Genomic DNA, 20,532 nt, shown 5'->3' with positions numbered 1-20,532 from the left:
TGTTGCAGGGAGGATGAAGAAGTCGGAACGCGCCCTACCCGAGACGGAATTCAGGCGGCACGTTCGAAATTTGGGCGGCCAATTCCGGTCATCCGGTTAAGGGCGCGGACACCAATCCCGGCCTCTGTCTTCTGATTTTCGAATCCGCGCGCCTTGAGCTTGGCCCCGATGACGGTCTTCCAACGACCCATCAGGGTTTCACCTCGGCTGCGTTGATTGTAGCCAGTGGCTTTCTGCCAGGCCATCCGCCCGTCGGCGGCGATCTCGGCGATCTGGCAGTCACGTGCCGTCGGATCTTTGGCCGCATTGGGGCTCAGGATCGCGTTTCTGGGAGGTGGGATCGTCACCTCGATCAACGTTCCGAACCGAGCGGCAAGCAAATCAGATGTTGGTTCACCGTCGTAAGCGCCGTCTGCAAGGAACCGATCAACCGGACTGTCGACTTGATCCAGGAGATCTGGCAGCGCCGTCGGATCGCCGACGTCGTCCTTGGTGAGATCAGAGCAGACGATCTCCCCGCTGACAAGATCAAGGCCAAGGTGCAGCTTGCGCCAAGAGCGCCGTTTGCGCTTGGTTTGATGCTTCTCCTCTAGCCATTTCTTACCCGGCAGGCGCATGCGCAGCATGCTGCCGGGAGGGCGCCTTCACCGAAAATCTTTAACCCGGTGCTGGCCACAACCAGTTGCACTGGTTTGTCGCACTTGGACTTCGGCTTTGGGCGCAACGTCAGCCCATTGCCCCGGCGCGATAGGGTGGAAACATCCGGCACTGCAATCTCAACCCCCAGCAGCCGCGCAATAGAGCGCATCAAGCCTTGGGTTTGACGCAGCGCCTGCTTGAAGACCAAGCCCAGCGTCAAGCAAAGCTCAATCGCCAGATCCGAGTAGTGCGGCTGTCCGCCACGCGACGTTCGGCGTGGAGCCGACCACAGGGCAAGTGTCTCTTCGCTGATCCAGACAGTCAGATCACCGCGCCGCCGCAGGCCTTCGGTATAATCGGCCCAGTTGGTCACCCGATGCCGTTGCTTGGGGATCTTCTCTCGTCGACTGGCGTTGAACTTGTGCGGCATTCACAACATGCTGAACGGTACAAACCGCAACGATATCAGCGGTACTGCGATCCCTGCAATAAGGCCCTTTAATTGCCCCACCCGACTGAATAGCGCGCTATTTCCAGCCGCCCTGACATCACAAATCTTTGATTGGGCTCTTGCCATTTGAGTGATTGCTCAATACTGCATATGAGGAGAAGGGAAATCTGGAAGATGGGCCACCATCCATCTCTCTGACTGTTTTAAACGTGATTATACCGAAGCCGGTGAAAATATGTGCTGCGTTTCAATGCAACGAACACCTGGACCAAAACGCGCATGACCTGCGTTAGGCACACCCGATTGCGGACATACCTGCACTCAACCCAATTGAAAGGAAGACACGCAGTGGCTGACTATATCCCCCCTAAAGTCTGGACATGGGATGCCGGAAGCGGCGGCGATTGGGCCAAGGTCAACCGTCCGATTGCTGGTGCAGCCTTTGACGCTGAGCTGCCTATTGGGAAGCATCCACTTCAGCTCTATTCGATGGGCACGCCAAATGGTCAGAAGGTCACGATCATGCTGGAAGAGCTTCTGGCGCTTGGCAAGACGGGCGCGGAATATGACGCTTATCTGATCAGAATTGGCCAAGGTGACCAGTTTTCCTCTGGTTTCGTAGCGCTAAACCCGAACTCCAAAATTCCGGCGTTGTTGGATCGCGACACAGGCATGCGTGTATTCGAAAGCGGCTCTATCTTGCTGTATCTGGCCGAGAAATTTGGGGCGTTTTTGCCAACCGCTCTCGGGCCGCGCACCGAGATAATGAACTGGGTGTTCTGGTTGCAGGGTTCTGCACCTTATCTGGGGGGCGGCTTCGGTCACTTCTATGCCTATGCGCCAGAGAAGTTCGAATATCCGATCAACCGCTTCACGATGGAAACAAAACGCCAGATGGATGTGCTGGACCGTGAGCTAGCGGAACACCGTTATCTTGGCGGTGACGACTATACCATTGCGGATATGCTGACGTGGCCGTGGTATGGCAATCTGGTCTTGGGCGAAGCCTATGACGCCGGCGAGTTCCTTGATGTGGAGAGTTACACGAACCTGCGCCGCTGGGCCGAAGAAATTCTTGCCCGTCCTGCCGTGAAACGTGGTCGCATCGTGAACCGCATCCGCGGCCCGCTAAACGAGCAACTCCACGAGCGCCACGATGCCTCAGACTTCGAGACGCGAACCCAAGACAAAGTCGCTTCTGCGGCTGACTAACGCACGCTTTTCTCAAGATAACAGGATACGATATGTTGAAATTTTACTATCACCCAACACCAAACCCACTAAAGGTCGCTTTGTTTTTGGCAGAAACCGATCTGCCTTATGAAATGGTGCCGGTCGACACGGCCGAAGGCGTACAACACACGCCGGAATTCCGCGCCATCAACCCCAATGGCAAAGTGCCTGCGATTGATGACAACGGCACGTGCGTCTTCGACAGTACGGCGATCCTGCTTTATCTATCTGACAAGACAGGCAAGTTGGGCGTCGCACCCGAAGAGCGGGGTGCCTTGCTGTCGTGGCTGATGTTCATCGCTTCTGGTTTGGGACCGTTTTCAGGTCAAAGCGTTCATTTCCACCACAGCGCACCCGAAGACCTGTCCTATGCCAAGAACCGTTTTGCGCGCGAAGCAGAGCGTCACTATCAGGTGCTGAATGACCACCTGAAAGGCCGCGACTTCATCGTGGGTAACAGCTATTCCATTGCCGACATTTCTGCATGGGGTTGGGCCATCCGGGGCGAACGTGTGCTGGGCGGTGAAGGTCTGGAGAAGTTTCCCGAAGTCGCGCGCTGGTTCAAGGCGATCAACGCACGTCCTGCCGTTGAAAAAGCTCAGCAAATCGGCAAGGGCGAGACATTTAAAACGCCCGGTGACGAAGCCTCGCTGCGCGCATTGTTTCCAAGCAACTATGTGAATACGTGACATATCTCCGTCGCAAGGGGAAACTCTTGGGGCGGACCTTCTACACGGCGTTTATGCTGTGAACTCAGCCAATTTCGGGTGACGGTGCCAAGGCGCAGCCCTCCTTTACGAAAAGACATGATCATGCGCAGCACTGGCAGGCCTTTGCAGGTCCATTACGCTTGGACCGTCGCCGTGATTTGCGGGCTTTCCGTGCTGTGTGGTCTTGGGTTGGGTCGCTTTGCCTTTGGGATGATGCTCCCTTCAATCTCGCAGGATTTGGGCCTGAACTACAGTCAAGCCGGGATGCTGGGCTTTGGGAATCTGACCGGATATCTGATCTCGGTGCCTTTGGTTCCTTACTTCTTAACCAAGATCGGCACGCGCATCACGGTCACCTTGAGCTTGCTCGTCATGGCACTGTCGATGTTGGCGATGGCCGTCACTCACAGCTTTTTCTGGTTGACGGCGTTTTACTTTGTCACTGGGCTCAGCAGCGGCGCGGTGGTTCTACCCTCGATGAGCGTTATGGCCAAATGGTTCGCGCCCTCCCATCGCGGTTTGTCGTCAGGCATGGTGATGGCAGGCCCGGGCTTTGGCATCATCCTGAGTGGCTACGCTGTGCCCAGATTGATCCCGTTTGACACAATCGCCGCGTGGCAGGTGGGGTGGCTGATCTTTGGCGCGCTCACAGCAGTGGTGTCGCTTGTTGCTTTTGTTCTTATCCGCAACACACCAGGCGATAGCGGCCTGCGCCCTTTTGGTCGCGCCGCGACCCAGGCGGGCGTCGCGTCATTGCCTCTTACCCGATCGGCCAAATTCAAACTTTTGGCACATCTCGGGGTCATCTTTAGCATCTACGGTGCGACCTACATGCTATATGTGACGTTTATCGTTACCAGCATGGTCGACAGCTATGGCATGACCGAAGCGCAGGCCGGTGTCTTGTGGTCATGGTTCGGATTTCTAAGCATCTTTTCGGGCCTGTTGTTTGGGGCGCTCTCTGACAGGATCGGACGCAGGGCCGGAATGCTCGTGGCCTTTGGTGTTCTGTCGCTCTCTTTTGGTCTTGTCGGATTTGGAACTTCGGGCTTTGGTCTATATCTTTCAGTGATATTGTTTGGCATCTCCGCGTGGAGCATTCCAGTCATCATGTCCGCATCAGCAGGTGATTATTTTGGGGCTAATGGGGCCGCGGGCGCCTTGGCCGTCTTGACGCTATTTTTCTCGGCAGGACAGGCTGTAGGCCCGGTCATTGCCGGTGTCTTGGCCGAGATGTTGGGAAATTTCTCACTGAGCTATACTGTTTCAGCAGCAGCTTCCGTTCTTGCAATTGGAATGATTATGGCTATCCGTCCCCCAAACGTGATCGACTGATTTGGCGATCACGAGCATGCGGAAGAAGTAGGCGAAGGAGGCGTTGTTGCACGAAGGCTCTGTCGGCTGATATTGGTTGCGGGCTGTTCTCTTAAGGGTGCTGTAAATGCCGCACAAAGTTCAACACTGATCGTCGCGACAAGATCCCGAAGCAAAAGCGCCGGGTGAGCAACTGCGCAGAGTACGACGAAAGCCTGCGGCGGCGTGGTGATCTGACAGTTTGGATCAGTGATGACGCGCTTGCGGTATGGATGGCCCCACCTCGCACGACACTTGGTGGCCAGCCTGTCTATTCGGAGCTTGCGCTTGAGATGTGTTTGACGCTGCGCATGGTGTTTAGGCAGGCGTATCGCCAGACCGAAGGCTTGATGGGGATTGCCAACTTGTTTGCGGTGCAGCGCTTGGTTAGGCGTTGGGTATGAATTACCATCCTCCATGCCGCGCCTAAAAGGCTACCGTTTCCCTCGTGAAATCGTTGCATATGTCGTCTGGGTCTACCATCGTTTCGCGCTCAGCACGGCGGATGTCGAGGATCTTCTCGCCGATCGGGGTGTGATGGTCAGCCGGGAAACGATCCGGAATTGGGTGAATCGCTTTGGCCGCCACTTTGCCGATTGCATCCGGCGCGACAGACCCGCCGCGGTCGACAAATGGCACCTGGATGACGTCGTCATCCCAATCAGCGGCAGAAAATACTGGCTCTGGCGGGCGGTCGACGCGAACGGCGACGTGCTCGATATTCTCGTTCAGCCACAGCGCAACGCCAAGGCTGCGAGACGTTTTCTGGCAAGGCTGATCGACCGGTTTGGTGAACCCCGTGTCGTCATCACGGGCAAGTTGCGCAGCTATTTCAGACCGATCCGGGACCTGGCACCGGGCGCAACTCATCGCGCGCACAAGGGCTTGAGCACCGGATCGAAGGATCACACATGCCAACACGAAAACGTGAGAAGTTGATGGGGCGGTTCAAGTCGCCCCGACAGGCACAGAGATTTCTGGCAACACATGATCAGATCAATATCGTTTTTCGCCCACGACGCCATCAACTCTCCGCCATCTTATACCGGCACGCCAGGTCCGATGCTTTCGACCTCTGGAGAGGCTATGCTGCCGAAATGTCCGCCTGACAGGCAGAGGTCTCGCCCCTCTCAAATGGGCGAAAACAAGTTGGCAATCCCGCATGAACCCTTGAGTCTGGCGAAGCGGTTGCTTAAAAACCATGCCCAAGGTCAAACAAAGTTCAATCGTCAGATCCGAGTAGCGGGGCTGCTCGCCAAGCGTCGTTAGGCGCGCCGCCGACCACAGGCCCAACACCGCATCACTCATCCAAACCGTCAGGTCCCCGTACCGCCTCAAACTCTCGTTGTATTCAGCCCAATTGGTCACCCGGTGCTTTTGTTTGGGAATCTTGACCCGGCGAGTTGCGTTGAACTTGTGCGGCATTCACAACGTCCTGATGGGAACAGACCGCTTCCGTACCGGTCAACCGCCGATCTATGCAACAAGTCCAATGATCGGCAAGATCACCCTGTGACCCAAGTGGTGAGCTGAGTTTCAAACCCGTGGATTTTCTAATGTGCCGCTCCGGCATAACTCCGGGGCGGGGTCAAGTGTCCGGGCGCCGGACGCTGTTGCAGACTACCAGAATGCGTGCGTCCTTGTCGCCGTCTGACGCGTAAAGATGTCCGACCGCGCTATCGAAATAGACACTGTCACCAACATTCAGATAAACTGGTTCACGCCCCTCAAGGTGTACGGTGACTGCGCCTTCGAGAACGGTCAGAAACTCTTGCCCTGGATGACGGACGAAGTCTTCGAACTGATGCAATTCGCGGGCTTTTAACGTGCCTATCATGGGCTGCATGGATTTGTTCCAGACTTCGGGAAACAGCATGTCGTAAACGTAATTTTTTGTTTCCTGACGTTCGAATTCACCTTTGCGGGCGATCACAAAATTGCCAGGCTCGAACACCTCGCCGGTGTCGGTGAAGAAGGCCGACATGTCGACGTCCAGCCCCACGGCCAACAGCGCCAGACGATCGTATGTAAGCGCAATGATCCCACGCTCGGCCTTTGAAATGGTCGAGATCGCCAGGCCGGATCGGTGGCACAGATCCGCAAGGGTCCAGCCTTTGTCCTGGCGCAAGTGGCGTATACGCCGCCCAAAATCACGGCGTTGACTGTCTGGATTTTGGGCGTTTGTCATGACCCAAGCATAGGCTCGATCCATCCTTCCGCCAAGATCATTTTTCCGATTGGAAAATTTCTTCTTTTTCCGATTGGAAAATCGTGTTACGTATTGCGAAACCGGAGCCCGAGCGAACATGACGGAAAAAAACACCGCTGCAGATTGTGTCGTCATTGGCGCGGGCATCGCGGGGGCGTCGGTTGCTGCTGAACTGGCCGCCCACTACCGGGTTGTCTTGCTCGAGCGTGAAACCCATCCGGGGTATCATACCACCGGGCGATCGGCGGCGGTCTATACCCAAAGCTATGGACCACCTGTCATCCGTGCCCTGACCCGCGCCTCTGGCGACTTCTTTCATACTACCGAAAGCCCATTTCTGGAACATCCGCTGCTGCAAAGCCGCGGAGCGTTGTTCATCGCCCGCGACGATCAAGCGGATACGCTCATGTCCTTGGAAACGGAGCTCAAGGGCGCGGCCACCCGCCTGACCGCAAACGAAGTGACATCTCGGCATCCGCTACTGCGCGCCGGATATGCAAACGCAGGTCTTTGGGATGACAGCGCGGCCGATATTGATGTGTACGGGCTGCATCAACATTATCTCAAGCTGCTGCGATCACTTGGCGCGGCGCTCGTGACAAAGGCCGAAGTCACCGGTATGGCGCATTCTGGCAACTGGCAGGTCGAGACCACCGCAGGAACATTCAATGCGCCCATCGTGGTCAACGCCGCCGGTGCCTGGGGCGATCAATTGGCGCAGCTCGCTGGGTTAAAGGCTGTCGGTCTCACCCCGAAACGGCGCACGGCTCTAGTAGTTCAGGGACCGGATGGCGCTCAGGTCAACGACTGGTCAATGGTCGTGGATGTGGACGAACAGTTCTATCTCAAGCCCGACGCGGGAAAGCTGTTGATTTCGCCAGCTGATGCGACACCCTCGCCCCCGTGCGATGCACAGCCAGACGAAATGGACGTTGCAATCTGTATTGACCGGATCGAACGGGCCTTTGACTTGCAGGTTCGGCGCATCGAGAACAAATGGGCTGGCCTTCGCAGCTTTTTGCCCGACTGTACGCCGATGGCAGATTTCGATCCCGATGCGACTGGGTTTTTCTGGCTGGTCGGCCAGGGTGGATATGGCATTCAATCTGCGCCCGCATTGGCACGCACGGCTGCGGCGCTGGTGCGCAGCCAGGACATCCCCGGTGACATCGCGGATCAAGGGGTCACGGTGCAATGCCTGTCCCATCCTGCCAGAAAGCACGCCGCGTGATTGCCTTCGTCCCGGTCGTCGCCGCGGTCCTCTTGGCCTCGGGTCTGGCAATTGCCTATGTGATTGGCGGTTCGGCCGTGCTCGCCTTTGTTGCCACCGACAACGCGCGATACCTCGCGATCTTACCGCAGCAGATATTCTCGAAGATCGATGTCTTTGCACTCATGGCCATGCCGCTTTTCATCCTTGCTGGTGAATTGATGAACCGAGGTGGCATTACCGGCGCTTTGATCAACCTGTCGATGGCGCTGATCGGGCGACTGCGCGGTGGATTGGGGCATGTGAATGTGCTGACCTCAGTGTTCTTCGCCGGGATTTCTGGCTCTGCCGTCGCCGACGCCGCCGCACTAAGCAACACGCTGGTCCCGGAAATGACAAAGCGCGGTTATTCCCTGACCTATGCTAGCGCCATTACAGCGGCCTCTTCGGTCATTGGACCGATCGTGCCGCCGTCGATCATCCTGATCTTTTACGGCGCGCTGATGGGCACATCCGTCACGGCGCTTTTCTTGGCGGGGATCGTTCCAGGCCTGTTACTGGCTGCGGCGTTGATCGGGCTCAACGCGACCTATGCCTGGCGTCAGGATCATCCCCGCGTTTCACGCGAAGACATGCCGCCGCTGTTGCCGACAATCGTTCGGTCATTGCCTGCTCTGTCGTTGCCCATCATCATTCTTGGCGGCATCGTGTTTGGCTGGATGACCCCGACCGAAGCTGCGGGCGTCGCGGTCTTTGTCGCCCTTTTGGCTGGGTGGTTCTACGAAGGGCTGACGCGCGCCTCGATTGTCGAGGGATTGCAACGCACCGCGATGCTGTCCGGTTCAATCTTCATCATCATCTGCGCGGTTTCGGCCCTGGGGCACCTTGGTGCGCTGGAACGTATTCCCGAAGCGATTTCGGATCTGGTCACCTCTCTGGGTCTGGGCCCGGTCGGGTACATGCTTGTCATCAACGTGATATTCATCTTCGCGGGAATGGTCTTGGACATACCGGTTGCGCTCGCCCTGCTGGTACCGCTGATGGCGCCCGTCGCCATCGCACAGGGGTCCGACCCAGTTCATCTGGGGATCGTGTTGTGTTTCAATCTGTGCATCGGGTTGATTTCGCCGCCGATGGGGGGGTGCCTGCTGGTGGTATCCGCAGTGACCCGCGTCAACTATTGGAAACTCGCAGCGGCGGTGATGCCCTTCGTGCTTGCAGAGATTGCCGTGCTGGCCCTGTTGATAGCCTTTCCACAAATCAGCCTTGCCCTGCCGCAAGCCTTTGGCCTGGCGGGAGGCTAAATCCACCAAAGACCAAGACGTGATAGAATAAACTGACAACACGGAGGATCAAAAAATGAAGAAACGCAGCTTGTTCAAGGGCGCATTGATGGCCGCAGCGCTGGCCTTTGCGTCACAGGCCGGTCAGGCACAGGTCAAGATCGCATTAGACAGCCCGCCGGATCTGGAAGGATCAGGCAGCTATGTCTGGGCGCATGCCTTCGCCGAATACCTTAAGGCCAACGGCGTGGACGCCGAAGAATTTCAGCGCGGCGCGTTGGGCGGCGACGACGAATTGTTTGATCAGGTCAGCCAGGGCTTGCTTGAGGTCAGCATGTCGCCGCTGAACATCGTGGGATCGATCGACAAGACGATCTTTGGCCTACGCCTGCCCTATTTCTTTGAGGACATGGCGCAGGTCGACAAGGCGCTGAACGCTGGCGGAATGCTGGCCAAGATCAACGCGGCCACAGCCCCCGAAGGCGTGCGGGTTCTGGCTGTGGATACAGTCGGTCAGGCCTCGGGCATCTTCAACACCAAGAAACCGGTGAAATCAGTCGCCGACATGGCCGGCCTGCGGATGCGAGCGCTGGATGAAAGCCAGATCGAACTCTATCAGGCATGGGGCGCCGACGGCACCATTGTCAGCTGGGCCGAAGTGCCCAATGCGTTGCAGACGGGGGTGGCCGACGGATATCTCAACCCGGCGTTTGTGCCCCTGTTGTTCGGTCACACCGATTTCATCAAATTCTACACCGATGCGGCAGTTTCGCCGTCACTGCGGATCGTGATCGCATCCGAGGACTGGTATCAGGGCCTCAGTGATGACGAACGCACCACCGTTGATGCGGCTGTTGGCGAGGCCAATGCGGCCAACCGCGAATGGTTGAAATCGCAGGACGCGGTGCTGGGCAAGCTGGAAGAGGCTGGCGTGCAGATCGAACGCCTTGACGATACAGCACGTGAAGAATTCCGCGCTGCGTCTGGCCCGGCCTATGAGAACGGCCCGCTTACAGCCGATCAGATCGCCGAATGGGAAACTGCAAAGGGCAACTGATCCATGCGTGCACTTGCCATCCATCTCGACCAGATATCGGCAGCCATCAACAGGATCGCGCTCTGGGGCGCGGTTCTTGCCGTGCTGGCGATGCTTGGCGCGGCCGGTTGGCAAGTGATCGCACGCTATCTGCTGGAAGCGCCGCCAATCTGGACGGAAGAACTGGCCCGCCGGGCGATGGTTTGGGCGGGTATGCTGGGCGCATCCTGTGCTTTTCGCGCCAATGCAGACCCCACGCTATTTCCGAACATGCGCAATATTGCAGGGTGCACGGGAGCCCTGCTGTCGCTGATCCGGGCCACTGGTGTGATTCTGTTTGCCACGCCAGTGATCTGGTATTCGATCTTTGATGCCCGGATGAACCCCGCGCGCGGGTTTCTGGGGCGCAGCCTGAACCGGCAGGCCGAGATGCTCGATGTGCCCATGATTTGGTTCACCTCTGCCGTGCCACTGGCCTTTGTGATCATCGTTCTGCACATGATCGCCGGCACCCTGATGCGTCTGACCAATCCGGTCAAGACACCCCTCTCCGATCCGATTTCCCCGACAAAGGTCTAAATATGCGACTGTTCATCGCCGGTCTGAGTACCGAAACCAATTCGTTTTCCCCCCTGCCCACAGGGATGCTGAGTTTTCAGGAAGGCTCTATTCATCATGGCGACGCCACTCAGGATCCCGTCCAATACTGGACTGGGCCGCTTCACATTTGGCGTAACAAGGCCGAGACCCTGGGGTGGGATGTGGTGGAATCCCTTTCGGCCCACGCTCAACCCGCAGGGCTGACAGTCAAATCGGTCTACGAAGGCTTCCGTGGCGAAGTCATAGGCGATCTCAAGCGTGCCGGTGGAGCCGATGTGATCCTGCTCGCCCTGCACGGGGCCATGATCGCGGACGGCTATGACGATTGCGAAGGCGACCTGATCGCGGCCTGTCGCGACATCGCTCCGGATGCCGTGATCGGCGGCCTGCTGGATCCGCATTGCCACCTGACCGACCTGATGCTCGACAAGGCCAGTTTGCTGGTGGCGTTCAAGGAGTACCCCCATATTGATATTCCCGAGCGCGCAGAAGACCTGTTCCGCCTCAGCGCCGATGCTGCCGAAGGCAAAACACAGCCTGTGATGCGCGACTGGGATTGCCGGATGATACTTGCGCTGCCGACGCCATCCGGCCCAATGCGCGAATTTGTCGATCAGATGTCCGCGCGCGAGGGTCAGAACGGCATCCTGTCCCTGTCGATTGCGCATGGATTTCCATGGGGCGATCATCCGCGCACAGGTGCCCGCGCCCTGGCGATCTGCGATGGCGACAGCGATCAGGCCGCGATTGTCGCAAATGAATTGGGCAGGAAACTTTATGCCCTTCGCGAAGTGTTGAATACCGATATCCCCGACATCGAGCGCGCGCTCGACATGGCACAAGCCGAACCCAAGGGGCCGATTGTGCTGGCCGACATGTCTGACAATGCAGGTGGCGGAGCGCCATCCGACGCGACTTTCCTGCTGCGCGCCATGATCGACCGGGGCATGACCTCGGTCGCCACTGGCCTGTTCTATGATCCCGGCGCCGTACGCATCTGCCGCGAAGCCGGTGACGGGGCGACGCTGCCACTACGACTGGGCGGCAAACACGGCCCCATGTCAGGCGATCCACTGGATCTGTTCGTGACGGTCAGGAAATGTGCATCAGGTCTAACGCAGAGGTTTGGCACTCTGCCCGCCCCCATTGGCGAGGCCGTGTGGGTCGAGGCAAATGGCATCGATATCGTCATCAACGATGTGCGCACCCAGACGTTCCACCCCGAGGCGTTTGAACAACTCGGCATCAATCTATCCCAACGCAGGTATGTCTGCGTGAAATCGTCCAACCACTATCAGGCCGGGTTCAACCCCATCGCGGCACGGGTCATTCCGGTCGCAACACCGGGGGCGATCACGCCCGATTTCGCCAATATTCCCTATACCAAACGTGCCAAGACCTATTGGCCCGCCGTCAAGGACCCATTCGCATGACCAACGCCCTGATTTCCGATCGTGACCAATTCGCAGAGAAACACCCGGAACAGCGGATCACGCTGAATGGGCGCGACTGGGGATATCTCGATATCGGGTCTGGTCCCGCATTGATCCTGATCCCCGGAACATTGGGCCGGTGCGACATCTTCTGGCAGCAGATCTCGGCCCTGTCGGATCGTATGCGCATCGTGACCACATCCTATCCCGAAACCGGAGGAGTGATGGATTGGGCCAGCGATATTCTGGCGTTGATGGATCATCTGGGTCTGAAAACCGCAACTGTTCTCGGCTCGTCCCTCGGTGGTTATCTGGCGCAATACGTCGTCAGTCAGGCACCTGATCGGTTTGAGCGGCTGATCGCGGCCAATACGCTGCATTCGGTGGTCGGCATGGACAAAAGAATGCCCTATGCGCTTGATCTGCACACAGCCCCCATTGATGATCTGCGCTCAGGGTTCGGCAATGGATTGAACCAATGGCGTAACGACCATCCGGGCCAAAGCGATCTTGTCGATCTGTTGCTGATGGAAGTTGGTGGGCGCATCCCAGAGATGGAGTTGCGCAATCGTTTGAACGCGTTAAAGACCGGGCCGGAACTGCCCGAGCCCGGGCTTCCTGCCGAGCAAATCTTCACCATTCAGGCCGATGACGACCCGCTGATCCCGTCAGAAATGCGCGCGGCGGTGCGTGCCCGGCTGCACCCGACCGCCGCCTATCGATTTCTGACTGGCGGCCATTTCCCGTATATCGCGCGACCCACTGAATACACCGCGTTGCTGGAACAAGTTATGGGTCTCGCGCCCTCCACAGGTCACGATTGGGGTGCCGAACCAGAGCGCGCGCTGTGATCATCCTGTCAAACGACGATGTCGCCCGCCTGTTGCCAATGCACGAGGCTATCAAAGCTGTTGAACAGGCCATGATCACCGTGTCGTCAGGCGGCGCGGAAATGCCCCTGCGCAGCGTCATGCCGGTGGGTGGCGACAACCGGATGGGCATCATGCCGGGCGCAATGTCGGACCCCGACTGTTTCGGGATCAAGCTGATCAGCCTCTTTCCCGGCAACTCGGCACGGGGGCTGTCGTCGCATCGCGGGGCCTACCTCCTGTTCGAACCCGCCACCGGTGCGCCCGTGGCAATGATGGACGCCAGCCGGCTGACCGCCATTCGAACGGCGGCCGCCAGCGGGGTCGCGACACGTGCTTTGGCCAGAACCGACGCAACCCGCCTTGCGATCATCGGCTATGGCGAGCAGGCTGAACATCATCTTGAAGCGATCTGCGCGGTACGACCTATCACTCATGTACATGTCGCCGGGCGCGACCCACACAAGGCCGCCGCTTTTTGTGAGGCGGCGCTCAAAAGCCATTCGCGAATCACATTTGCCTCCGGCAGCGACGTCAAGGCGACCGTAGCCGAAGCTGACATCATTTGCACGGTCACGGCCTCGCCAACGCCCATTCTCGAACACCGCTGGCTGCCGAGCGGATGCCATGTCAACGTCGTCGGGTCCTCGATCCCGACCATGCGCGAAGTTGACGATGATTTTGTGTTGCAGAGTTCGATCTGGATTGACTACCTGCCCTCCACGCTCGCGCAGGCGGGTGAAATCATCGATCTGATTACGGCGGGACGCTTCTCGGAAAATCAACTCAAGGGCGAAATCGGTAAGGTGCTGAAAGCTGAAATCGATGGCCGCACGGAAGCAGACCAGCAGACCGTTTACCGGTCACTGGGTGTGGCGGCGCAGGATCTGGCGGCGGCGCAACTGATCGCCGACCAGGCCGCAAAATTGCAGATTGGGCAGCATATCAATTTCTAGGTGCTCTCAGGCTGGTCTTCAGTTCGCACCGATGAGCCGGTAAACTCGCCCTCCAATAGCTCTAGTAACTGTGTCTATTCCCTGAGCTGAAGTCGCCAAGGGTTGCCTGATTTGATGATCGCAATTGCGATTGTGATCAACCTTCGTGCGATAGCGATAATGACGAGCGTGTGCGGCTTGCCACGTTTTTTTCAAACGTTTGGCTACTGGCGTCAGAACCGGATTGTGACGGGCGGCTGCGAGGGCAGCCTGGAACAGCAACTGCCGGAGTGACTGCCGCCCACCCGCGATAGCTCTTTTTCCCCGCATAGTGCCACTGTCAGGTGGAATTGGCGCGAGACCGGTCATGGCTGCGGCCTCGCCAGCCGTCATTCGACCGAGTTTCGGCATTTCCGCAATCAGCAAAGCCGCAGAAACTGGACCGATCCCTGCAACAACGCCGCTGGTCAGAAAATTCGTGCTCAGCCACACGATACGCCATCAACAACGGCCCAGAACTGACCTTGACCGCTGGATCAAGCATTGCGCTGAGGCTCTCGCATCGCGGATATTCGAACACATCGCTGCGTTTTGACTTACCCAGTTCGGACTATGCGGTACATTTCTCTACGAGAAGAGTTCAATATCTGAGCCCGTCAAGAGCAGTCCCAGCACTAGGTCCATCCCAAAAATCGTTGCGCCGTAAGGTTCTTCTCGCCATGGTAGATGCAGAGCAATTGCGGGAGACATTGATGGAAACGCTGATTCCGGGATTGGTGGCCGCTTTGTCCGCTGGCGCAATTGCGGCAGGCAAGGATTTGGGCGGCACTGTCGTGAAAGACGCGTACACGGCGCTAAAGACATTTATCTCGGATCGCTACAAGAAAGCCGGCGCCGCCGTTGAAGCTCTCGAAGAAGACCCAGAGTCGGACTTGGAACAGCAGGTTCTTGAAAAGCGCCTCATCAAAGACAATGCGGCACAGGACACGGATCTTGCAGACCTGACCAAGACGCTGCTGGCGGCCCTGACCGACATGAAGGACGATCCGCAAGCGCAAGCGCTGTTTGACTTTGGCAAGCTGGAGGCCGCAGGCTCTCTTGAACTCGACAATATCGAAACACGCGGAACCGTATTGAAGGCGGAAAGTGTGACTTTGGCCGGCGATTTCAAGGCCACTAACATACGCCAAAAAAACTGATCGCGACGCGGGCCGTGCGGCAGGGCCCGTTGTCGATGTGGGAAGTTTTCACGGCCGCGACATTCATGTCCATTTTGGCGTGGACACGGTTCCGGCCAGCTTTCGCCGTCGAATCAAGCAATTCGTCGACGGGTATCTTGGTTCTGAACGGTTGCCCGTGGCCTTCGGCGGCCGCAGCACCGAACTGGATGCGCTCAACGCGTGGTTTGAGAACCCCGACGCGCCCAGTCACTTACTTGTTGCCGCGGAAGCCGGGCGAGGAAAAACTGCCTTGCTTGTACGCTGGTTGGAACAACTGGACAATGCAGTCCCGCTTGCTTTTGTTCCAATCAGCATCCGCTATCAGACCAGCCGCCCGTCAGTGTTCTTTCAAGCCTTCGCCGCTCGACTTGCCTACCTGCTGGGGGAAACCCTGCCTACAGCATCCTCTGATCCCGCGGAATTCTATAAGGAAAAGCTCGCCGAGTATCTCGAGGCTCTGGAAGATCGTGGAAAGCCCTGCCTGATCGTCGTCGATGGTCTGGACGAGGCCACTGGTTGGCAGTTTGATGCAGGTTTCCTTCCTGAATGCACTGGCTCCTGTCTGCGGGTTCTGGTTTCTGCGCGCATCCTCGCCGGAGATCAGGACGAAACCGGCTGGTTGCGGCGACTGGAATGGGACGACTCCGACGCTTCTGTTATGGCGATGCGCATTCCGCCGCTCAACCCAACGGGCATTGCCGATGTTCTGCGCCAAACCGACCCGCAGCTTGCGCCGTTTGCACAGGACACAAAACTTGTAGCGGACCTCGACCGGTTGACCGCCGGGGATCCGCTCTTGCTGACCTTCTATGTGGCGGACCTGCGTCAATGGTTCAAGGATGGTGAGAGCGGGCGACCGCATCTGTCCGACAGTGATGCCGGGTTTGGTCCCTACTTCGAGCGTTGGCTCAAGAAACAGGGCGGGATATATCAAGACACCGGCGCGTCCTTCGATGAACGGATCATCAAGGCAATCCTCGTCATTCTTGCCTGCGCCATCGGCCCCCTACCTCTGCGCGACCTCGCCGCCCTTGTCGAACGTCTGACCGAAGAACGCCATCTGATTGCCAAGGACACGATGATTCCGCTGGAACGTTTCATTGTTGGCGATGGCAACGATCTGGGCTATGCGCTCGGCCATCCAAAGCTACGCAACTACATCCGCGACGAGTACTTCGGCGGGTCCGACAATGTGGACCGGGCCGAAGGGGTTTTCGTCGACTGGGGCCGGGCAAAAATCACTGAACTGGCGAACGGCGACATGCGCGCGGACGACATGCCGCATTACCTGTTACAGTTTCATGCCCAACATCTGCAGGTTGTCGGGGCTGATGTCGCTGACTATCGGGACCTCCTGTCACCAACCTGGCGCACCGCATGGGAGGCGGACCGGCAGGGCGAAGGATATCTGGGCCTCTCCAACGACGTTGAAATTGCAACACATGCCCTAATCAATGCGATGGGCGCGGCAGGAACAGGGGACCAGTCGGTGCTGTGGGCCGACATCCTTGGCGGTGCGCTGATTTCAAGTTCCATTCAAAGCCTGAGTTCTGGCATTCCCCCTGCTCTGTTGGCCAAGGCGTTGGAGCATGACGCGCTCGCCGTCGGGTCTGCGTTGCATTTCGCAGAACGACGCGATCCAGCCGCGCGGCTCAAGTGCATCGCCGCCGTGGCAGAGGCGCTACCTGACAACCGTCAAAGGATCGTGCTAGAAGAAGCTTTTGCCTCGATCACCGCATTCGCGGACGAAACAGATCAGGGCAACGCCATCGCAGATCTTGCACCATTTCTACCTGCTGATCTGCAGAGGGAAGCGCTTGAGTTCGCTCTGTGCCTAGGCGCTGCATCGGCCCGACAGTCGGCGTTCTTGGGACTGATCCCCGTACTCCGCTCTGATGCCCGAAACCGCACCTTTGATGCGGCGTTTGCAACGCTGACGCCAACGCAAATTTTTAATTTGGTCGCCGCACTCGCACCACAGTTTTACGAAGACCGCCAGCAAGACCTCCTCGCCTTGGCCAAGAAGGGCAGCAATCTGCACGAACGCGCGTTGGCCTTTCGTGAAATCGCCGATGTTCTTGATGCAGAAACTCAGCAGACGCTGGCACAAGAAGCGCTGCGCAATGTGCGCGCCACCGACCATACTCAAATAGACTGGAAGGATGTACAAAACGCCCTCTCCCCATTGCGAGCAGAGGTTCGCGGACCCGCAATTGCAGAGATCGCTGCCCTGACCGCAACACGATATACCGAGGATGTGGATCGCCTTATAGAGCTCAAGACGGATCCCGAATACGGCTATGATCAGCACCTGTGCGAAGATGAACTGCGACACCAATGCGAACAGGAGGTGCGCACTCACTACGCCTTAGCGGTATTGAAACTCTCCGGTGCAGCCGACGCCTATTCTGAGGCGGCGATCTCTGATCTGGTGCAAACAACTCTCAATCCGACCATGGCCTTTCAATGCTACAGCAAACTGGCGCTGCACGGGTCCGGTGCAAACCGGCAAACCTACATTGACGAGGCGTTGACAGTTCTTGATCAGGAAGATCCGGTCGCGCTGCGCTATTCAAGCGATCGACCGGAGCGTGAAACGATTGAGCAGGTCGAAGCACTGTCGATCCTTGCGCAGTTGACGGACGGGGATCTGAAGAACCGCTTGAGCCGCGAGGCAGTAAACCTGGCGACGACGTTGCCGGTTCTTGAAAGCGCCCAGTGCCTGTGCCTTTTGCCTGAATCTGACCGACCCGACATCATTCGCGTCAGTCTACATGCGTTGTCCAGATACGGATATGTCCAAGAGCGACAGGAAACCTTGGAAGCCCTAGCGCCATATCTCGATGAAAACTCGATCGAAGTGGCTCTTCGCGTGGCGACGCGGGTCTCTACGGGGGATGATCTGGCGTTGCTGATCAAGACTCTGTCCGGACACTTATCCGGTGAAAAAACGCATCTCGCCTTTGCTGAGGCTTCGTCATTCACGCAGGATGCCTGCCTGTCTTGCTTGAAGAGCCTCGGGCCACATCTAAACGACGAAGACGCCAAGGCCGCGTTGGATTGCTTGGCAAATAACGATTTGGAACACCGGGCAAGCAGTGCCGAGGTTGAGATACTCAAATCGTTGCCGGCAGGCGAGCGGCAATCTTTTATGCAAGCGAGATTGACCGCGTGGAGGGCCCATATTCTCGAAAACATAGGGTCTTTTGCCACAGAGCCTGTCCTCGCCCTCGCTCCGGCAATGACCAAGAACCAGCGCTACCAGATTCTGAATCTGTTTTTTGACTATCCACCAAACAAGTCCGAGTTCGTCGTCGCGGATCTGTTGGACAAAGCCTATGTCGGTAGGCAGTTAGATGCGCGTGACAAGATCAAAGCCTATTTGGAACGGACAGATACTCAGAATGCACTCAACCTCAGCCGCAAACTGCGGGATATCTTCCAAAGCCACATTCATATTGTTCTGCCTGATAGCTGGATGACGGTGCGTGGGATCTACGACCTGCCCCGGCATTACGCCCTTGGTAATGATCTGGCCGCAGCGGAGCTGATGCAGGAAACCGAGCGGTTCGCCAAAAATATCCGCCGGATCGCCATGAATGAAGATGAAGAAGCCTGGAGCGAATGGCAGGAATGGAATGGCGCCATGAAAAACCTCCCGGCGGAGGCGGCGACAAGACACGCGGATTTCCTGTGTGCCTACCTACGCGAATCCAATCAGCCCGATGATCCGGAAGTGCACGATCCTGACAGCCCACATGCGCACAGCTTGCTGGCAAAACAGGTCTCTACGATGGCCCAAATGTGCGGACCTTACCTCAGCTCAGTACAGCTGCATGCGTTGCTGGATTATGACGCGCCTGAGTTCCACCGAGAAATCATCGTCAAGGCTGTTTTCATGGCTGCAACAGGCCCGGTCTTTGACCGCGTTAAGACTCAGTTGGACGGCGAAGCCCTCGCCGATCTTTCCTGCAAAGAGTTAACGAAGGCTCTAAAGTCGAAAACCCGCACCGAAGCCCTTCAAATTTATTCGCTGTGGCGTGCCCAATGGCCGAATGTGGTGAAACCCAATCTTGCGCCCTTTTTGCCCTTTTTCATTACCGAGGACATACCTGCGCTCGCCGAAAACCTCCGAACAACTGCGCCAGAAGCGTATTTGAGTTCTCTGCCTGATCTGCTTAACTCCGCGCCAACCCATGCCTTGCCAGAAATGGCCGATCGCGCCCTTGCCATGCTGCCTGAAACGGTCGAATTGAGCAGGTTGACACCGCTAGTCATCGCTGCGCGTGGCCATACGCTCAGCCGAGTCTTGCATCAGTATGCCCGGGGCCTAGGAAGTTTGTCCCGAAAGAATGTCATGGAAGAGATCTCAAGCGTGTCAGGTGCATTGTCAGATGCAGGTCTGGATGGCAGCGCGGATGCAATCTACGATCGTGTATCGACTGTGTTGACGCATTGGCAGTAGGACGCCCGTTAAGGACAAGGGTGACCACGCTTCTCGCAGCAGCGCAATGTTCACTAAGCAGCCATTTTCATGTCCGAGTATCGTTGGAATGGACCGTGTTGCAGGGATCAAATTGGAGGCGGATTGGCCCCATACCCTGTCAGTTTTGCGGGGCGCGGTGGGTCCGACCTCTAAGAACGATCACCCTAACGCGGCCGATCGCAAATCCTCTCAAAGTTTCTGCGACGGATATCTATCGGGCAAACGTGGAATAGTCAGGTAACAACGAGGATGGACCCAATGCAGAGCCCGATCAAACGATGCGCGACGGCTTTAGTCTTGGCGACTGCAGTAGCCGCTGCCGTGCCGATGACTGCCATGGCGGAAAGGGGCGTTGCAAAGCAAGTCACCTATGGCAAAGGCTCCAAAGTGAAGGTGGTGAAACAGAAGAGCCATCGGCATGCAGTTGGTCACCGTTTCCGCAAGCAGGATGTGATCGTTGTCAAAGACTGGCGAACACGCGGCCTTCCGAACCCTGGTCGCAACGAAGTTTACGTCGTAAATGGAGATAGTATTTACTTGGCGGCGGCTGCGACCCTTTTGGTTAAGGCTTTGATTGATTGAGAAGCGCACAGAGTGCCTTGTTATACAACGAAGGTCAGCGCTGTCCGCAAGGCTGACGCTCGACATTTGAGATTGCTGCACGGTGTATGAATGACCGCTTCTGTGCGCTGGAAAGCAGCATTGGGTCGACAGCTGAAGATCTTCTGTGGGTGGCTCCTGCATTGCAAGTGTTTTCTGGTGATATGCGCGGTCATTTTCGTCAGTACTGTCGTCTGTCCGGCCTGTTTATGTTTTGGCATTGCCTCCACTGGCCCTGATGAATTCCGCAAGCGAGGTTCCAATC

At 57.4% G+C, this 20,532-nt stretch carries 18 protein-coding genes and 2 pseudogenes; 17 read left to right on the top strand and 3 right to left on the bottom strand.

Going from position 1 to position 20,532, the window contains the following annotated elements; all coding sequences use genetic code 11:
• Nucleotides 1-50: 50 nt before the first annotated feature.
• Nucleotides 51-1,069 (bottom strand): annotated as a pseudogene (locus ABJO75_RS17760) (IS5 family transposase).
• A gap of 369 nt (nt 1,070-1,438) precedes the next feature.
• On the opposite strand from ABJO75_RS17760, the gene yghU reads away from it, so the two are divergent.
• The 5 genes and pseudogenes from yghU (at nt 1,439) to ABJO75_RS17735 (ending at nt 5,495) form a co-directional block, all read left to right on the top strand.
• Nucleotides 1,439-2,302 (top strand): glutathione-dependent disulfide-bond oxidoreductase, encoded by an 864-nt coding sequence (gene yghU / locus ABJO75_RS17755; protein ID WP_348126622.1) that lies wholly within the window; start codon nt 1,439-1,441, stop codon nt 2,300-2,302.
• A 32-nt stretch (nt 2,303-2,334) separates the two neighbouring features.
• Nucleotides 2,335-3,012 (top strand): glutathione S-transferase family protein, encoded by a 678-nt coding sequence (locus tag ABJO75_RS17750; protein WP_348126620.1) that lies wholly within the window; start codon nt 2,335-2,337, stop codon nt 3,010-3,012.
• A gap of 123 nt (nt 3,013-3,135) precedes the next feature.
• Complete coding sequence (locus ABJO75_RS17745; protein WP_348126618.1) at nt 3,136-4,368, top strand: YbfB/YjiJ family MFS transporter; 1,233 nt, start codon at nt 3,136-3,138, stop codon at nt 4,366-4,368.
• Nucleotides 4,369-4,532: 164 nt separating this feature from the next.
• Nucleotides 4,533-4,790 (top strand): transposase, encoded by a 258-nt coding sequence (locus ABJO75_RS17740; protein ID WP_348126616.1) that lies wholly within the window; start codon nt 4,533-4,535, stop codon nt 4,788-4,790.
• A 13-nt stretch (nt 4,791-4,803) separates the two neighbouring features.
• Nucleotides 4,804-5,495 (top strand): annotated as a pseudogene (locus ABJO75_RS17735) (IS6 family transposase).
• Here ABJO75_RS17735 and ABJO75_RS17730 read toward each other — a convergent pair.
• Nucleotides 5,383-5,811: a transposase gene (locus ABJO75_RS17730; protein WP_348126614.1), complete on the bottom strand. Its 429-nt coding sequence runs from the start codon at nt 5,809-5,811 to the stop codon at nt 5,383-5,385. The pseudogene ABJO75_RS17735 and the gene ABJO75_RS17730 sit on opposite strands and share 113 nt — an antisense overlap.
• Before the next feature lie 163 nt (nt 5,812-5,974).
• Entirely contained in the window at nt 5,975-6,574 is a 600-nt protein-coding gene (locus ABJO75_RS17725; RefSeq protein ID WP_348126612.1) for a cupin domain-containing protein, read from the bottom strand.
• 118 nt (nt 6,575-6,692) lie between these two features.
• Between ABJO75_RS17725 and ABJO75_RS17720 the strand changes: the two genes are divergently transcribed.
• The 12 genes from ABJO75_RS17720 to ABJO75_RS17665 all read left to right on the top strand — a co-directional run.
• The gene (locus ABJO75_RS17720) at nt 6,693-7,826 is read left to right on the top strand and encodes an FAD-dependent oxidoreductase (RefSeq protein WP_348126610.1); all 1,134 of its coding nucleotides are present in this window, start codon (nt 6,693-6,695) and stop codon (nt 7,824-7,826) included.
• Nucleotides 7,790-9,109: a TRAP transporter large permease gene (locus ABJO75_RS17715; protein WP_348126608.1), complete on the top strand. Its 1,320-nt coding sequence runs from the start codon at nt 7,790-7,792 to the stop codon at nt 9,107-9,109. The genes ABJO75_RS17720 and ABJO75_RS17715 overlap by 37 nt, the downstream gene beginning before the upstream one ends.
• A 55-nt stretch (nt 9,110-9,164) precedes the next feature.
• Nucleotides 9,165-10,145 carry a TRAP transporter substrate-binding protein gene (locus ABJO75_RS17710; protein WP_348126606.1) on the top strand — a complete coding sequence of 327 codons (981 nt, stop codon included), beginning with the start codon at nt 9,165-9,167 and terminating at the stop codon, nt 10,143-10,145.
• Between the two features lie 3 nt (nt 10,146-10,148).
• Nucleotides 10,149-10,703, top strand: a complete 555-nt coding sequence (locus ABJO75_RS17705; protein ID WP_348126604.1) for a TRAP transporter small permease subunit — start codon at nt 10,149-10,151, stop codon at nt 10,701-10,703.
• 2 nt (nt 10,704-10,705) lie between these two features.
• Nucleotides 10,706-12,157, top strand: a complete 1,452-nt coding sequence (locus ABJO75_RS17700; protein WP_348126602.1) for a M81 family metallopeptidase — start codon at nt 10,706-10,708, stop codon at nt 12,155-12,157.
• Nucleotides 12,154-13,008 carry an alpha/beta hydrolase gene (locus ABJO75_RS17695; protein WP_348126600.1) on the top strand — a complete coding sequence of 285 codons (855 nt, stop codon included), beginning with the start codon at nt 12,154-12,156 and terminating at the stop codon, nt 13,006-13,008. The genes ABJO75_RS17700 and ABJO75_RS17695 overlap by 4 nt, the downstream gene beginning before the upstream one ends.
• Nucleotides 13,005-13,982, top strand: a complete 978-nt coding sequence (locus tag ABJO75_RS17690; protein ID WP_348126598.1) for an ornithine cyclodeaminase family protein — start codon at nt 13,005-13,007, stop codon at nt 13,980-13,982. Before ABJO75_RS17695 ends, ABJO75_RS17690 begins: the two co-directional genes overlap by 4 nt.
• 111 nt (nt 13,983-14,093) lie before the next feature.
• Nucleotides 14,094-14,255, top strand: coding sequence for a hypothetical protein (locus tag ABJO75_RS17685; RefSeq protein WP_348126596.1), 162 nt, complete (start codon nt 14,094-14,096; stop codon nt 14,253-14,255).
• Between the two features lie 458 nt (nt 14,256-14,713).
• Complete coding sequence (locus ABJO75_RS17680; protein ID WP_348126594.1) at nt 14,714-15,160, top strand: hypothetical protein; 447 nt, start codon at nt 14,714-14,716, stop codon at nt 15,158-15,160.
• Between the two features lie 37 nt (nt 15,161-15,197).
• Nucleotides 15,198-19,646, top strand: coding sequence for an ATP-binding protein (locus ABJO75_RS17675; RefSeq protein ID WP_348126592.1), 4,449 nt, complete (start codon nt 15,198-15,200; stop codon nt 19,644-19,646).
• A gap of 279 nt (nt 19,647-19,925) precedes the next feature.
• A complete protein-coding gene (locus ABJO75_RS17670; protein WP_348126590.1) occupies nt 19,926-20,249 on the top strand; it encodes a hypothetical protein in 324 nt (107 codons plus the stop codon).
• 90 nt (nt 20,250-20,339) lie between these two features.
• Nucleotides 20,340-20,532: hypothetical protein (locus tag ABJO75_RS17665; protein WP_348126588.1), on the top strand; the 193-nt coding region annotated here is incomplete at its 3' end.

Origin of the sequence: Sedimentitalea sp., assembly GCF_039973035.1 — a bacterium.
Lineage (GTDB): Bacteria > Pseudomonadota > Alphaproteobacteria > Rhodobacterales > Rhodobacteraceae > Sedimentitalea.
This window is presented reverse-complemented; position numbering and strand designations above follow the sequence as displayed.